This window comes from Bacillus sp. EB V-12, from assembly GCF_056158125.1.
Map to the genome: position 1 here is coordinate 55,864 of NZ_JBUXJL010000001.1, position 13,709 is coordinate 69,572.

Below are 13,709 nucleotides of genomic sequence, written 5' to 3' on the forward strand. Positions count from 1 at the left end.
GTATCTGAGCTGAAAAATACGCTACGTGTATGATTCGTCAATACGATGCCACATGCTCCTTCGAGCGATCATGATATCAAAATCCCTTCCTTCAAGATTTATACTATTATATCATACTTTTAAAAAATGTATGCGGATGGAAACCGACAATAAACGGAGGGAATCTACAAAAAATGTTATGTTCAAATATTTTTGTAGAAAAGCCTAAGTTATTTCGGAGGATTGGACAGTTTATAACGGTTTGTCCAATAAGTAAGAAAAAAGGGTTTTATTCCGTTGTGTTCTTTTCATCACTTTTATCTTTAAAAAACGCATCCCAACTAATTACACTTAAAAAAGTTAAAGTGATAATAACGAAAGCACGCATAATTTTTAAACCTCCTTTTGTACATAGTATATGAATCATTCGATTCAGAATGTGTCATTTTTTTACAAGTCTTAACTATTATGAGAGTATATTAATATAGACAGATGAAGGGGAGAGTGAAGGTATGCTAAAAGACATGTTCAAAAGAAAAGAATTAATATGCATTTCATGTCAGAAAAAAATTCAATATGAAGAAGAGCTTGTTGCTTTTGTAAAGTTGCCGAAAGAAAGAAGTATATTAGTTGGTCCATTCGATGTATGTTTGGCGAAAACAGCACAAGAAATATATTGTAAATCATGTTATGACAAAAAAAGCATGACCCAAAGTTATTGAGGGGCATGCTTTTTTCATTGGTGTGCTTTCCCCTCAGATACATTTTGAGTGAGTCGATACCAAAGCCAAAGGTCATTAATGATGGAAGCAAGATCGGCAATTTCTGAATTTAGTTTACAAGAAACTTCGAAGTCTTCTTCGTTATTTAAATAATGTTGTTTTGTATTAATATAGTGCTCAAGTTCTTTTATACGATCAGGAATTTTCCCGCGAACTTGTTCCCATTTTAGTAAAATAGCATGTTGCATTTTTTCGGGGATTTCTTCCCAGTCTTCTTGTAAATGTGGAATTTCAATTCCTAGATGTTCATCGTATAAGAAATACTTTTCCATAAGTTCACCCCCGTTTTCCTGCTTATATTGTACATAAAAACAGAAAGAAGTTCGACGAAATTGTTTGAAAAAATTTGAAAATGACTCTTGATACATTTTGTGAAAGGTGGTAAAGTGTGAATTATTATAAAAGAAAATGAATATTTATTCTTTAGGGGGATGCAAAATGGAGAAGAAAAAAGTTGTATTAGCATATTCCGGAGGTCTTGATACTTCCGTTGCAATTAAATGGTTACAAGAGAAGAATTATGATATTATCGCGCTTTGTTTAGACTTAGGGGAAGGTAAAGACTTAGCATTTGTAAAAGAAAAGGCACTTTCAGTAGGTGCAATTAAATCATATATGATTGATGTTCAAGAAGAATTTGCAAACGAATATGCATTGATGGCGATGCAAGCACACACATTATACGAAGGGAAATACCCTCTTGTCTCTGCATTATCTCGTCCGCTTATTGCGAAGAAATTAGTAGAAATCGCAGAACAAGAAGGCGCAACTGCAGTTGCACACGGATGTACAGGGAAAGGAAATGATCAAGTTCGTTTTGAAGTTTCTATTCAAGCATTAAATCCTTACTTAGAAGTGATTGCACCTGTACGTGAATGGAAGTGGTCACGTGAAGAAGAAATTGCCTATGCAAAAGAAAACGATGTACCAATTCCGATTAATTTAGATAGCCCGTTTTCAATCGATCAAAACTTATGGGGACGCAGCAACGAATGTGGAATTTTAGAAGATCCATGGGCAGCGCCGCCAGAAGATGCATATGAGATGACATTGGCATTAGAAGATACACCGAATAAACCAGAGTTTGTAGAAATCGGATTTGAAGCAGGAGTACCGACTACTTTAAATGGCACTGCATATTCACTTGCAGAATTAATTAAAACGTTAAATGCGCTTGCTGGAAAACACGGCGTTGGACGTATTGATCACGTAGAAAATCGTCTTGTCGGTATTAAATCTCGTGAAGTATACGAATGCCCAGCAGCAATGACGTTAATCACTGCGCATAAAGAGTTGGAAGATTTAACACACGTAAAAGAAGTAGCGCATTTTAAACCAGTGATTGAACAGAAAATAACAGAACTTATTTATAACGGTTTATGGTTCTCACCTTTAAAACAAGCGCTTCATGCATTTTTACAAGAAACGCAAAAGAATGTAACAGGTACAGTGCGTGTGAAATTATTTAAAGGTCATGCGATTGTAGAAGGACGTAAATCTGAATACTCTTTATACGATGAAAAATTAGCAACATATACTGCTCAAGATGAATTTAATCATGATGCAGCAGTTGGATTCATTTCATTATTTGGTTTACCGACGAAAGTATACAGCCAAGTGAATCAAAAGAAGGTGGAAGCGTGAGCAAACTTTGGGGCGGACGTTTTACAGAAGAAGCGGAAGCATGGGTTGAAGAGTTCGGAGCATCCATCTCCTTCGATCAACAATTAGTAAATCAAGATATAAATGGGAGTATTGCACACGTAACGATGCTAGCAAAGCAAGGCATCGTTACGAAAGAAGAAGCAGAGAAAATAAAGATAGGTCTTCAATATTTATTGAAAGAAGCAAAAGAGAATAAGCTACAATTTTCAGTAGAAGCAGAAGATATTCATTTAAACATCGAAAAGATGCTAATTGAACAAATTGGCGAAGTAGGAGGAAAACTTCACACTGGCCGAAGTCGTAATGATCAAGTAGCGACAGATATGCATTTGTATTTAAAAGAAAAGGTAGAACATATTATAAAAGCTATAAAACAATTGCAAACTGTTCTTGTTCATCAAGCAGAAAATAACATTGAGACAATTATGCCTGGCTATACGCATTTGCAACGTGCTCAGCCGATTTCATTTGCTCATCATATTCTCGCTTACTTTTGGATGTTAGAGCGTGATGTAAATCGTTATGAAGATTCGTTAAAGCGTATTAATATCTCCCCATTAGGAGCAGGAGCGTTAGCTGGAACGACATTCCCGATCGACCGAGAGTATAGTGCGGAGCTTCTTGGATTTAATGGAATCTATGAAAATAGTTTAGATGCAGTAAGTGATCGTGATTTTATCCTGGAGTTTTTAAGTAACTCATCTATGCTTATAATGCACTTATCGCGCTTTTGTGAAGAACTTATTTTATGGAGTAGCCAAGAGTTTCAATTTATTGAAATGAGCGATCAATACGCAACTGGAAGCAGCATTATGCCGCAAAAGAAAAATCCGGATATGGCGGAACTAATCCGTGGTAAAACAGGCAGAGTATACGGTAATTTATTTAGTTTACTTACAGTAATGAAAGGATTACCACTCGCTTACAATAAAGATTTGCAAGAAGATAAAGAAGGAATGTTCGATACAGTAAAAACAGTAGAAGGATGCCTTCATATTATGGCAGGCATGCTAGAGACGATGACTGTAAACAAAGAAAAAATGGGGCAAGCTGTGACGCAAGATTTCTCCAACGCAACAGAAATTGCTGACTATTTAGCGAACAAAGGACTACCATTCCGTCAAGCTCATGAAATTGTTGGAAAGTTAGTGCTACATTGCACACAAAAAGGAATTTATTTATTAGATGTCTCTCTTGAAACATATAAAGAAATGAGCTCCTTATTTGAAGAAGATTTGTATGAAGTGCTGTCACCATATGCAGCTGTAAAGCGTCGTAACAGTGCTGGCGGGACTGGGTTTGAACAAATCAAAAACGCTTTGGAGAAGGCGAAGGGGTTAACGAAAGAAGTTATTAAGAGTTGAGTTGGGAAGTACGCTAGTCTATTAAAGTCTGGCGTACTTTATTTTTTACTAGCATTTAAGTTACAATGTAGTAAAAAATAACAATTTAGGGGAAGTCTATGAAAAAAATAGTGTTGATCATTGTACTGTTAATTAGCTTAATTGCAAATGCTAAAGTGTTTCTTTTGGACAAATATATGTATGTTGGTGAAAAAGAAAAGCGAGAAGAAGCGGTTATCGCAACGATGTGGCATTTGCAAGATAAAGGATATAAAGAAAGTGATATTTTATATATAAAACCGGCCTTTTATAGCAAAATGGATTCGTATGGTATGAATGTACAGTTTAAAGATGAACCAAATGAATCATATACATATAGAGTTTTAAAAGATGCGAAAACAAATAAACTAACTGTACACCAAGATAGCAATGAGCCAGGTGGTATGGGCGGGAAGCATCAAGAGCTTAAATAAAGAAAGAAAACGACTGATGGCATTCGCCTGCAGTCGTTTTCTTTTAATTATACTTATGTCGATCTTCCGTAATTCGAATATACTCTATATCCATCAAATCACGAAGTAATGCACCATTACTTAGTTCAACGCCGTGCTTCTCTTTAAAATGAGTGCGAATCGTATCTAGCATTTCAATTTCTTTGCCGTTCACATCTAAAATAATGCGTTCAGAATCATCCATATAGCATCCTCCTTTTTTACACATATATATATTTTGTCCGTCTATTTCTAAAAAATGTATGTTAACGTAATGTTAGGAAATAAGAAAGGGATGGAAAATGAGACGTATTTATTTTATAGGACTAATTTTGTACACATTCATTGTATTACATGTTGCATTCCCAAATATCTTTTCATTTGAGGATTTAGAAACAGTACACGTTGCGATATTTACTTTTGCTCTATTTGTAGTAGATTGCTTTATTTCTATATGGCTTTCGAAAAGAAAAGATATACAAGGCAAAAAAGAAATGGAACGGAAAAAGAGAAAACGTTCCTTTTGGATGATGACATACTGTTTGTCTTTAGTGCTTACTGCTGCTTTTTTTAGTGAACATATTCCATTAGAAAGAGTAAATATTGGATTTGGAGCATTCGTATTCGCATACTATTTTTTTATGCACTTTCTTCCTTATATGAAAGAAAGGCGAGGAGAAGAGGAAAATTCGCTTGTAGAAGAAGCGAAAGAACAAGAGCATAAGAGAATAGAAGGGGATATAAAGAAACTTGGAGAACAAAAGTGGTATTTAAAATCAAAAATCATATACGTTCTTTGCTTTATTACACCGCCAATTGGTTATTTGTACGTTTTCTTATTTCGTAAAAAAATGACAGAAGGTGCAAGGCGAACTTACTTAACGGTTGCGACGATTATGATGGCATTATGGTCTTTGAAGTTTCTTCCGCCTTATGTGTTGGCAATTACCGTTGTTGTCGTAGCGTGTCTTGTGTTTATAGTGAAGTTTATAAAATGAAAAACACCAAGCCTATGTGGACTTGGTGTTTTATCTATAAATTAAAGCTCACCTTGCTCTTCATCACCACGAACAACAAGGACATCGCATTTCGCATAGCGAATAATATGTTCAGAGACGCTACCAATTAGGAAACGCTCAACAGCATTTAAACCAGTCGCACCACACATAATTAAATCTACTTTATGGTTTGGAGCGATTTCTTTTGAAATTTTTGATTTAGGATTACCGAATTCTAATACAGTTTCAATTTTTTCAAGACCAGCTTCAAGCGCAGTTTTTTTGTAGTCTTCTAATAGGTCTTCTGCAAATAGATTTGCACGTTCCGCAATTGCACGGCTATAGGCTTCTACTGCTGAGTATGCTTTTACATCAACGATATGAGCAATTGTTAATGTTGCATTGTTGCGCTTTGCGACTTGAATTGCTTTTTTAAAGGCTTTTTCTGCTTCTTTAGAACCATCCACCGCGATTAAAATATTTGTATATGTATTATTCATAGTAAATTCCTCCCAATCTGTTTTATAACTGTTTACAACTTAATTATAAAACAAATTTTGGTAACGTGCTTGCCAGAAACGTTACAGAATTTTGAAAACTCTGTTTCAATTCATTTTAGTTGTAATTGGAGCGAGAACTTGTTACATATGAAGTATAGCAATTTAAAAGGGGGCAGTTTTGTGAGACATGCGCTCATTACAGCCGGTACGAAAGGTTTAGGAAAGCAAGTAACAGAAAAGTTATTGGCTAAAGGCTATTCAGTAACAGTAACGTACCATAGCGATATCATGGCTATGGAAACGATGAAAGAAACATATAAAGATGTGGAAGAGCGTCTACAATTCGTGCAAGCAGATGTCACGAAAAAGGAAGATTTACATAAAATAGTAGAAGAAGCGATGAGCCGTTTTGGCAAAATTGACTTTTTAATTAATAATGCTGGTCCATATGTATTTGAACGAAAAAAGTTAGTTGATTATGAAGAAGATGAATGGAATGAAATGATTCAGGGAAATTTAACAGCGGTATTTCATTTATTAAAACTTGTCGTTCCGGTCATGAGAAAACAGAACTTTGGCCGTATTATTAATTACGGATTTCAAGGGGCGGATAGTGCACCGGGATGGATTTATCGTTCAGCTTTTGCCGCAGCGAAAGTAGGACTTGTTTCATTAACGAAAACAGTTGCTTATGAAGAAGCGGAGTATGGTATTACTGCGAACATGGTATGTCCTGGTGATATTATAGGCGATATGAAAGAGGCAACTATTCAAGAAGCACGTCAGCTGAAAGAGCATAACACACCGATTGGTAGATCTGGAACAGGTGAAGATATTGCAAGAACCATTTCGTTTTTATGTGAGGACGATTCCGATATGATTACCGGTACAATTATTGAAGTGACTGGTGCAGTGGATGTTATTCATAGACATCGATAGAATAAAATAAGATGAAGTTTCGAATAATTGGACAGTTTATCCATTGTGCTGAGAGGTGCGGATAATACTGTCCTTTAATATAAAATTAAATCTATCGGAAAACTCGTGTTATTTTTTTGTCAAATATTGAGATATTATGTTAAAATATAAGAGCGTAGAAAGCGCTTTAAAAAATGATTCAGGGGTCATTTCATAACTCAAGGGGGAACTAATCATGCGTATCGGTATTCCAACAGAAATTAAGAACAATGAAAACCGTGTGGCAATGACGCCAGCGGGAGCAGTACATTTAGTACAAAATGGTCACGAAGTTTTTGTTCAAAAAGGAGCAGGTTTAGGATCTGGCTTTACAGATGAAGAATACGTACAAGCGGGTGCGAAACTTGTAGAAACTGCTGAAGAAGCATGGAATCAAGATATGGTTATGAAGGTAAAAGAGCCAGTAGCAAGTGAATACGGCTATTTCCGTGAAGGCTTAATCTTATTCACATACTTACACTTAGCTCCAGAACCAGAATTAACGAAAGCATTAATCGATAACAAAGTTGCATCAATCGCATACGAAACAGTACAATTAGACAATCGTTCTTTACCATTACTTGCACCTATGAGTGAAGTGGCTGGTCGTATGTCTGCACAAATCGGTGCACAATTCCTTGAGAAAAACAAAGGCGGTAAAGGTATTTTACTTGCAGGCGTTCCAGGGGTAAAACGCGGCAAAGTAACAATCATCGGCGGTGGTCAAGCTGGTACAAACGCAGCTAAGATTGCAGTAGGTTTAGGTGCAGATGTAACAATCATTGACTTAAGTGCAGAACGTCTTCGTCAATTAGATGATATTTTCGGTAACCAAGTAAAAACATTAATGTCTAATCCATACAACATTGCAGAAGCTGTTAAAGAATCTGACCTTGTTATTGGAGCGGTATTAATTCCGGGTGCAAAAGCGCCAAAACTTGTAACTGAAGAAATGATTCAATCAATGGAACCAGGTTCTGTCGTTGTAGATATCGCGATTGACCAAGGTGGTATTTTCGAAACAACTGATCGTATTACAACTCATGACAACCCAACTTACGAAAAACATGGCGTTGTTCATTATGCAGTTGCTAATATGCCAGGTGCAGTTCCACGTACGTCAACTCTTGCATTAACAAACGTAACAGTACCATATGCAGTACAAATTGCTAACAAGGGCTACAAAGAAGCTTGCTTAGGCAACACTGCATTATTAAAAGGTATTAACACATTAGATGGTTATGTAACATTCGAAGCAGTTGCGGAAGCTCACGGCTTACAATACGCTGATGCAAAAGAGCTTCTTGAAAAAGCTCCTGCTTTATCATAATAGAAATACATTTGAGACCTTCCTTTTCGTGAGGAGGGTCTTTTTTATATGGAGAAATAACATGTGAATAATTGTTATTTATTGGTGTAAAAAAATTTTTATTATGATAATTTAGAATTATATAATAAAAAGAGGGGATTCGATGGGGAGCAAAAAGAAGAAGAAAAAACAGGCAAAGAGACAAAGGTATATAAAGAAAAAACAGGAACAGAACATACCTTTTTCACAAAAAGTAGTCATTACGATAGAGAAAACATTTCGGTATATTTGTATGTTCTTGTATGTGATTTTTTGCTTGTATTTATGTGGGATATTTAAAAGTTTGGGGATAACCCCCAATGTTATTGAAAGTACCTTAGGCGTTCTACTTGTTATGGTAGAAGGAATCTTATTCTTTATATTATTTGATAAAGTATGGCCTAGTCATGAAAGTAAAAAAGATAGAAAAAGAAGCAAAAAACCTTCATACGCTTCAAGCTCATCAGGTGGATTCGGTGACTACAGTAGCAATGACTGTAGTAGCTCAAGTGATGGTGGAGGAGATTGCGGAGGTGGTGGAGATTAAGTTAGTTTTTTAGAAGAACGACTAATGAAAGGATGGGACGAAAGATGGAGACTGTGAACTTAATAGAATTAACAAAGGATATTAAAGATCAACATAAAAACTTCGTCGTTTCAAATATAAACAGTCATTGCTTACGAATCGCTGTATTTACTGGTGAATATGATTGGCACTATCATTCTAATTCGGATGAATTATTTATTGTGCTAGAGGGAGAGTTACTTATTGATTTTGAAGATGGAGAAACGGCGGTTTTAAAGCCAAATGATTCTATTTTAATTCCAGCATGTACGATTCATAGAACGAGAGCATTAAAGAGAACGGTAAATCTTTGTTTTGAACATATAGAGGCTGATACGATTATAGTGGAGCAATTATGAAAAAATTATCTGTAGCCGAGTATAGAAAAGTTCTTCCGGTTTTAGAAGGTAATACAAGAACGATGACATTTGCTTATGCGGTATGTGATCAAGTGGTAGATGGTGAGGTTTTTGTAAACGGGCAATTAACAGCAGGATTAATTATTACAGCTAACGGTATCTATTATTTATTTGGTGATACTGATGATCAAAATTATAACGAAGAGTTATTTTCATATTTAAAAACGGCTATTGAAAAAACAGAGAAGAGATTTACACTCTTTACTTCAAGTGAAGAGTGGGAAATGATGTTAGAAGAGCGTTTTAGTAATACACTTCGGAACATCCCGCGAATGAAATTTCAAAGGGTAACCTTTGAGGAGAGAAAACGAGATTTTAACAAAAATACATATGAAGTGAAGCGTATTGATAGAAGAGATATAGAGCGAAGCAGTGAATTTAAAGAGGAGTACTATAAAGAATATTGGGGATCAAAAGAAACGTTTTTGAATAGTGGTTTTGGATTTTGTATAGAACAAGATGGGATAATTGTAGCTGAATGTGTCTCAATATTTAGCGGGAATGGTTATGCTGAAATAGATATTGCAACACATGAAGCGTATCAAGGGAAAGGATTAGCTCAAGCTGTTGCAACACGGTTCATTGAACATTGCATGCAAAATGATATTATACCGAGCTGGGATTGTTATGTAGACAATATTCCTTCGCGAAAATTAGCTAGTAAATTAAGTTTTTATCATCCAATAGAATATAGTTTGTTTGTACGTAAGAAAACGTGGGAAGAAAAATGAATGTAGAATTAACGAGATTTAAAGTTAAGCCTGGTAAGAGTCATCGAGTAGATGAATGGATGCAACTTCTTAATGACAATATGAAAGAAGTACTTTTGACATTAAACGACGAAAAGATGTATGTTGAGACAATTTTCCGGGAAATAAGAGATGGAGAAGAGTACTTATATTGGTATTCTGTGCAAGGAGAAGGCGGGGCTCTTGTCGAAAATTCTCATTATGAAATCGATAAAAAGCACTTAGCGTTTTGGTATGAATGTATCGATGAAGAAGCACCGTCTATTGATATGAAAACAGAAGTTGTTATGATTCAAGATGTTGTGAAGGAAGCGATGAAATAATAGAATAGTATTTCAGAGAAAAGCGCATCAAAATGGATGTGCTTTTTATTATGAAAAAATTGATAAAAGCTATATTTGGATATCTTTAAGTGAAAATAAGGAGGGATATCGAGAATATTTTAGGATAAACTATAAAGTGAAACTTTAATCAGTGGGGGGCATCCCCCACTGATTATCAGCCCTCACCAATCGGGCTTTTACGGGCAGTTCGACCCCAACCTAACTTCTTTGCTTCCGCTGAGTTTTGATGTGGGGTCTTACTGCCCGTTAATGCGGGATAAAGAAATAAAAAACACAAAACCAAAAAACTTACCAATATAAGGTGTATTCGTAACAGGAAAAACAGAGGATTTACAAAGTTTACAAGGGTCACCGTATATTAAGGCTGCTGTAAGAGGTGTAACAGTTGAGAAATATTGATTACAAGTAATTAATGTGAATAATCAGAAAATTTATGTTATAATATGGGAAAAGGAGGTTTATATGAGGCAAATACATGGAGCAATTTATATTTACATAACAATGTTTTTCGTGGCGGTATCCTATGGATTGGGGCACGTGTATTCGCATCCTATACTAACTTTTTTAAGCGGAGCATGTATGGCGTTTGCGCTTCTTGTCCACCTTTTCTCGGTTTGGATCGTGAAATTTCAATTAAATATTAGTGAAATAGAAGAAGGCACTTTTTGAGTGGCCTTCTTTTTTAGTAATATTGGCGAAGCCCTGGTAGCAATTTTTCAATTTCACATTCGGTTTCTTTACATATGGAAAGTGTACGTAGTCTGAAAAATAAGCTACGTAAGAAAGATTTTATATTTCCGTATAAAAATTCGTATGATTCAATATGTAGCGTGGATTTTTTTACTTGTAATTGAGCTACTAAATCATGAAGGGCTAATATGAGTACTTCTTCCTTTAGGTCATTTTGCAGCATTGCGACAATCGGATAAACGATACGTTCATCTTCTTCATATTTGTAGTAAATAGAATGAACACAAACTTTGTTTAATAAAGTTTGTAATATTTCTTCGTAATATAAAGTTTCTAGTTTAGGACTATTCACAAGCGCCTCAAATGTATCGGAAGCATGAGCGATACTATGTGCCCAGCCGTGGTCTTGGACATATCCACGGAAATCATGCTCGTTGTTCATATATAGAATTAATTGATCTTTTACAGTTAAAATATCATTCTGTGATAAGAAATTATGATTTGTATCTGCATCTATAATGAGGGCAATTAATAATGTTGTAAATGCTCGGGTAAATACGGCATCTTCGTCATCCGAATGAATCTTATACAATAAATATTTTTCACTAATGCTTTCTAATAATAATTTCTGTAAGTGTGTATGTGAAATGTAGTCTTTTTTGATGAGATGATAAAAAGTAGATTAAATAAGTTTGTCTCTTAAATAGCTATCGGTAACACCGATGTGCTCAAGCATATTGGAACTTAAAGAATCAATGTTAATTGTGTTGTCCAGTATGTAATTATTATTACGAATTTCTTCTAACTGTTGTTGTAACATATAAACCTCCTGTTTTAGAAAATTCTGTATTTTTATAATATAATAAGAGGAAGAAATAGACAATAAATAAGTGCATTTGAATGGAGGGGGCATTATGAAGAGAGCATTATTCTTTTTCATTAGTATTTTCTTTTTAGGAAGCTGTTCCATTTCGTATGTTACTTTTTCTAGCGAGAGCAAAAGTTGGACTGGACAATATAAAGGGCATATTAAGGATGACAGTGAAGATGGGATGTTTACGTTTCAATATAAGGGCGGGGATGGAAAGACAGAATTTAAAAACTTAGAGATTGCTATTAATGGAGCCTTTAGTACAATGACACAAACGTCAGAAGTTCATAGAGGAGCAAAGGTTGAAATGAAGTCTTCTTGTGTAAGTTGCGCGCCTATCTCTAAAGATGAACCAATAGAGATTGTGATTAAATGGGATGATAAGTATGAGGAGAAGATGGTGCTAAATTTGAAATAGCCTAGAGTAAGGAGTTAAAAATGAATAGGCATATGAAAATTGTTATGTTTTTAAGTGTATTTCTAGTCGTATTATCAGCGTGTGATACAAAACAAGTAGAGCAAGTAACGGTAAAAGAAGTACCTAAAGAAGGGTATATCATATTAAGAAATGACACGGTGTTTTTTGCCGATGATAAAACGTTTGAAACAAAAGTAGAGTTGCAACATTATATAGAACAACAAATGAATAAAGAGCATCCAGCACATATAGTCTTGAGCTTTAAGGACAAAGACACATATAAACAGTTAAAAACAGGGGATAAAATAAAAGTATGGTTTTCTCAAATACTTGAAAGTTATCCAGCAAAAATGATTGTAGAGAAATTTGAAATAGTAGGGAAATAGAAAAAGGCAGCACTCCCGCTGCCTTTTTTATTATTTTACAAATTGTAACTCTTTCGGGAATTTCGTTAAAATTTCTGATCCGTCTTTTGTGATGTAAATATCATCTTCAATACGAACGCCACCTACGTTTGGTACGTAAATACCAGGTTCGATTGTGAAGACCATACCTTCTTTTAATGGAGACTCGTTACCAGCTTTTACATCTGGATATTCGTGTACGCTAATTCCAAGTCCATGACCAAGTCGGTGCGGGAAGAAGTCTCCGTAACCTGCATCTGTGATAACAGAACGAGCAGCATTATCGATTGCGCCAAGTGTAACACCTGGTTTACATGCTTCAACTGCTTGTAGTTGTCCAGCAAGTACAGTGTTGTAAATACGAGTTTGCTCTTCAGAAATCTCACCGAATGCTACTGTACGTGTAATATCAGAGCAATAACCATCAATGATTACGCCTAAATCAAATAGTACGAAATCGCCGCGTTTCATTTTGTTTGCGCCAGGAATACCGTGTGGAAGAGCTGAGTTCGCACCTGCTAATACCATCGTATCAAATGACATTTTATGTATGCCTTTTGTTTTTAATTCGTGTTCAATAATTGCTAATACTTCTAGTTCACTACGATCTTCTTTAATTGCATTTACACCAACTTCAACAGCATAGTCCGCCATTTTAGCTGCTTCGCGTAAAATAGAAAGTTCTTTTTCATCTTTAATTAAACGAAGTTCGCGAACTTTCTCCTCAGCTGATTTGAAAGCTGCATTTGGGAATAATTTCGTTAATTCTTCGTAGCGCTCTACGTTTAAATGTTCTTTTTCAATTGCAACTGCATTTGCATTGATGCCGCGGTCTTTAATTGCTTTTGCAATCATATCCCATGGTCTGTCAGTATCAGTAAATCCGATAATTTCATGTGCCCAGCCAGCGTTACGTGCTTGACCTTCTTCCATTTTAGGGCAAATTAAAATAGGTTCTTTTTCTTGGAATACAAACATACCAAGTAATCTTTCGTGTGGTTCACAGTGGAAGTTTGTCATGTAGAAGACGTTTGGTGTAGAAGTTAAGAACGCAGCTTCTACGTTTTTTTCTTTTAGCCATTGCATTAAATTTTCTAATCTAGCATTCATCGATTGGCACCCCCGAGATATTTAATTACAAATATAACTTTAACTCGGAAGAAAGCGTTATGACAAGTAAATAGAT

Annotated in this window: 18 protein-coding genes and 1 pseudogene; 14 read left to right on the top strand and 5 right to left on the bottom strand. The window is 35.3% G+C overall.

Going from position 1 to position 13,709, the window contains the following annotated elements; genetic code table 11:
* Positions 1–491: 491 nt before the first annotated feature.
* Positions 492–701 carry a hypothetical protein gene (locus ACZDYH_RS00300; RefSeq protein WP_000910274.1) on the top strand — a complete coding sequence of 70 codons (210 nt, stop codon included), beginning with the start codon at positions 492–494 and terminating at the stop codon, positions 699–701.
* Between the two features lie 14 nt (positions 702–715).
* Here ACZDYH_RS00300 and ACZDYH_RS00305 read toward each other — a convergent pair whose 3' ends face one another.
* Positions 716–1,033: a hypothetical protein gene (locus ACZDYH_RS00305; RefSeq protein ID WP_000417218.1), complete on the bottom strand. Its 318-nt coding sequence runs from the start codon at positions 1,031–1,033 to the stop codon at positions 716–718.
* A gap of 166 nt (positions 1,034–1,199) precedes the next feature.
* On the opposite strand from ACZDYH_RS00305, the gene ACZDYH_RS00310 reads away from it, so the two are divergent.
* The 3 genes from ACZDYH_RS00310 (at position 1,200) to ACZDYH_RS00320 (ending at position 4,242) form a co-directional block, all read left to right on the top strand.
* On the top strand, positions 1,200–2,405 hold the full coding sequence (locus tag ACZDYH_RS00310; RefSeq protein ID WP_000412315.1) for an argininosuccinate synthase: 1,206 nt from the start codon (positions 1,200–1,202) through the stop codon (positions 2,403–2,405).
* Complete coding sequence (argH, locus tag ACZDYH_RS00315; RefSeq protein ID WP_166694777.1) at positions 2,402–3,790, top strand: argininosuccinate lyase; 1,389 nt, start codon at positions 2,402–2,404, stop codon at positions 3,788–3,790. The genes ACZDYH_RS00310 and argH overlap by 4 nt, the downstream gene beginning before the upstream one ends.
* A gap of 98 nt (positions 3,791–3,888) precedes the next feature.
* Entirely contained in the window at positions 3,889–4,242 is a 354-nt protein-coding gene (locus tag ACZDYH_RS00320) for a DUF3139 domain-containing protein (RefSeq protein WP_000725031.1), read from the top strand.
* Positions 4,243–4,285: 43 nt separating this feature from the next.
* Here the strand turns inward: ACZDYH_RS00320 and ACZDYH_RS00325 are convergent, their stop codons facing one another.
* The gene (locus tag ACZDYH_RS00325; protein ID WP_000342761.1) at positions 4,286–4,465 is read right to left on the bottom strand and encodes a hypothetical protein; all 180 of its coding nucleotides are present in this window, start codon (positions 4,463–4,465) and stop codon (positions 4,286–4,288) included.
* A gap of 97 nt (positions 4,466–4,562) precedes the next feature.
* Between ACZDYH_RS00325 and ACZDYH_RS00330 the strand changes: the two genes are divergently transcribed.
* Positions 4,563–5,258, top strand: a complete 696-nt coding sequence (locus ACZDYH_RS00330) for a hypothetical protein (RefSeq protein ID WP_049106982.1) — start codon at positions 4,563–4,565, stop codon at positions 5,256–5,258.
* Positions 5,259–5,299: 41 nt separating this feature from the next.
* On the opposite strand, the gene ACZDYH_RS00335 is transcribed toward ACZDYH_RS00330, so the two are convergent.
* Positions 5,300–5,758 carry a universal stress protein gene (locus ACZDYH_RS00335; RefSeq protein WP_001066673.1) on the bottom strand — a complete coding sequence of 153 codons (459 nt, stop codon included), beginning with the start codon at positions 5,756–5,758 and terminating at the stop codon, positions 5,300–5,302.
* A 147-nt stretch (positions 5,759–5,905) separates the two neighbouring features.
* On the opposite strand from ACZDYH_RS00335, the gene ACZDYH_RS00340 reads away from it, so the two are divergent.
* The 7 genes from ACZDYH_RS00340 to ACZDYH_RS00370 all read left to right on the top strand — a co-directional run bounded on the left by ACZDYH_RS00340 (position 5,906) and on the right by ACZDYH_RS00370 (position 10,809).
* Positions 5,906–6,697: an SDR family oxidoreductase gene (locus tag ACZDYH_RS00340; RefSeq protein ID WP_033692775.1), complete on the top strand. Its 792-nt coding sequence runs from the start codon at positions 5,906–5,908 to the stop codon at positions 6,695–6,697.
* 214 nt (positions 6,698–6,911) lie between these two features.
* Positions 6,912–8,045, top strand: coding sequence for an alanine dehydrogenase (ald, locus tag ACZDYH_RS00345; protein ID WP_001219403.1), 1,134 nt, complete (start codon positions 6,912–6,914; stop codon positions 8,043–8,045).
* 142 nt (positions 8,046–8,187) lie between these two features.
* Positions 8,188–8,610 (top strand): hypothetical protein, encoded by a 423-nt coding sequence (locus ACZDYH_RS00350; RefSeq protein WP_166694775.1) that lies wholly within the window; start codon positions 8,188–8,190, stop codon positions 8,608–8,610.
* Positions 8,611–8,654: 44 nt separating this feature from the next.
* Positions 8,655–8,987 (top strand): cupin domain-containing protein, encoded by a 333-nt coding sequence (locus tag ACZDYH_RS00355; protein ID WP_000450926.1) that lies wholly within the window; start codon positions 8,655–8,657, stop codon positions 8,985–8,987.
* Positions 8,984–9,778, top strand: a complete 795-nt coding sequence (locus ACZDYH_RS00360; RefSeq protein ID WP_086389539.1) for a GNAT family N-acetyltransferase — start codon at positions 8,984–8,986, stop codon at positions 9,776–9,778. Before ACZDYH_RS00355 ends, ACZDYH_RS00360 begins: the two co-directional genes overlap by 4 nt.
* On the top strand, positions 9,775–10,119 hold the full coding sequence (locus ACZDYH_RS00365) for a DUF6176 family protein (RefSeq protein ID WP_001100209.1): 345 nt from the start codon (positions 9,775–9,777) through the stop codon (positions 10,117–10,119). Before ACZDYH_RS00360 ends, ACZDYH_RS00365 begins: the two co-directional genes overlap by 4 nt.
* A gap of 483 nt (positions 10,120–10,602) precedes the next feature.
* A complete protein-coding gene (locus ACZDYH_RS00370) occupies positions 10,603–10,809 on the top strand; it encodes a hypothetical protein (protein ID WP_001248908.1) in 207 nt (68 codons plus the stop codon).
* A gap of 13 nt (positions 10,810–10,822) precedes the next feature.
* On the opposite strand, the pseudogene ACZDYH_RS00375 reads toward ACZDYH_RS00370, so the two are convergent.
* Positions 10,823–11,650: pseudogene (locus tag ACZDYH_RS00375) on the bottom strand (DUF2785 domain-containing protein).
* Between the two features lie 94 nt (positions 11,651–11,744).
* Between ACZDYH_RS00375 and ACZDYH_RS00380 the strand changes: the two are divergent.
* Both ACZDYH_RS00380 and ACZDYH_RS00385 read left to right on the top strand, forming a co-directional pair.
* Positions 11,745–12,119, top strand: coding sequence for a hypothetical protein (locus ACZDYH_RS00380; protein ID WP_000816709.1), 375 nt, complete (start codon positions 11,745–11,747; stop codon positions 12,117–12,119).
* A 20-nt stretch (positions 12,120–12,139) separates the two neighbouring features.
* Positions 12,140–12,505 (top strand): DUF3221 domain-containing protein, encoded by a 366-nt coding sequence (locus ACZDYH_RS00385; RefSeq protein WP_001079378.1) that lies wholly within the window; start codon positions 12,140–12,142, stop codon positions 12,503–12,505.
* Between the two features lie 30 nt (positions 12,506–12,535).
* Here ACZDYH_RS00385 and pepQ read toward each other — a convergent pair whose 3' ends face one another.
* Positions 12,536–13,633, bottom strand: coding sequence for a Xaa-Pro dipeptidase (gene pepQ, locus ACZDYH_RS00390; RefSeq protein ID WP_000994027.1), 1,098 nt, complete (start codon positions 13,631–13,633; stop codon positions 12,536–12,538).
* Between the last annotated feature and the right edge of the window lie 76 nt (positions 13,634–13,709).

What these genes read in the sequence shown, in the direction of transcription:
- ACZDYH_RS00385 (WP_001079378.1), top strand. Translation starts at nt 12,140, where the DNA reads ATGAATAGGCATATGAAAATTGTTATGTTTTTAAGTGTATTTCTAGTC.
- ACZDYH_RS00330 (WP_049106982.1), top strand. Translation starts at nt 4,563, where the DNA reads ATGAGACGTATTTATTTTATAGGACTAATTTTGTACACATTCATTGTA.
- ACZDYH_RS00320 (WP_000725031.1), top strand. Translation starts at nt 3,889, where the DNA reads ATGAAAAAAATAGTGTTGATCATTGTACTGTTAATTAGCTTAATTGCA.
- ACZDYH_RS00300 (WP_000910274.1), top strand. Translation starts at nt 492, where the DNA reads ATGCTAAAAGACATGTTCAAAAGAAAAGAATTAATATGCATTTCATGT.
- pepQ (WP_000994027.1), bottom strand. Translation starts at nt 13,633, where the DNA reads ATGAATGCTAGATTAGAAAATTTAATGCAATGGCTAAAAGAAAAAAAC.
- ACZDYH_RS00310 (WP_000412315.1), top strand. Translation starts at nt 1,200, where the DNA reads ATGGAGAAGAAAAAAGTTGTATTAGCATATTCCGGAGGTCTTGATACT.
- ACZDYH_RS00340 (WP_033692775.1), top strand. Translation starts at nt 5,906, where the DNA reads ATGAAGTATAGCAATTTAAAAGGGGGCAGTTTTGTGAGACATGCGCTC.
- ACZDYH_RS00350 (WP_166694775.1), top strand. Translation starts at nt 8,188, where the DNA reads ATGGGGAGCAAAAAGAAGAAGAAAAAACAGGCAAAGAGACAAAGGTAT.
- ACZDYH_RS00370 (WP_001248908.1), top strand. Translation starts at nt 10,603, where the DNA reads ATGAGGCAAATACATGGAGCAATTTATATTTACATAACAATGTTTTTC.
- ACZDYH_RS00335 (WP_001066673.1), bottom strand. Translation starts at nt 5,758, where the DNA reads ATGAATAATACATATACAAATATTTTAATCGCGGTGGATGGTTCTAAA.
- ACZDYH_RS00305 (WP_000417218.1), bottom strand. Translation starts at nt 1,033, where the DNA reads ATGGAAAAGTATTTCTTATACGATGAACATCTAGGAATTGAAATTCCA.
- ald (WP_001219403.1), top strand. Translation starts at nt 6,912, where the DNA reads ATGCGTATCGGTATTCCAACAGAAATTAAGAACAATGAAAACCGTGTG.
- ACZDYH_RS00365 (WP_001100209.1), top strand. Translation starts at nt 9,775, where the DNA reads ATGAATGTAGAATTAACGAGATTTAAAGTTAAGCCTGGTAAGAGTCAT.
- ACZDYH_RS00325 (WP_000342761.1), bottom strand. Translation starts at nt 4,465, where the DNA reads ATGGATGATTCTGAACGCATTATTTTAGATGTGAACGGCAAAGAAATT.
- ACZDYH_RS00360 (WP_086389539.1), top strand. Translation starts at nt 8,984, where the DNA reads ATGAAAAAATTATCTGTAGCCGAGTATAGAAAAGTTCTTCCGGTTTTA.
- ACZDYH_RS00380 (WP_000816709.1), top strand. Translation starts at nt 11,745, where the DNA reads ATGAAGAGAGCATTATTCTTTTTCATTAGTATTTTCTTTTTAGGAAGC.
- ACZDYH_RS00355 (WP_000450926.1), top strand. Translation starts at nt 8,655, where the DNA reads ATGGAGACTGTGAACTTAATAGAATTAACAAAGGATATTAAAGATCAA.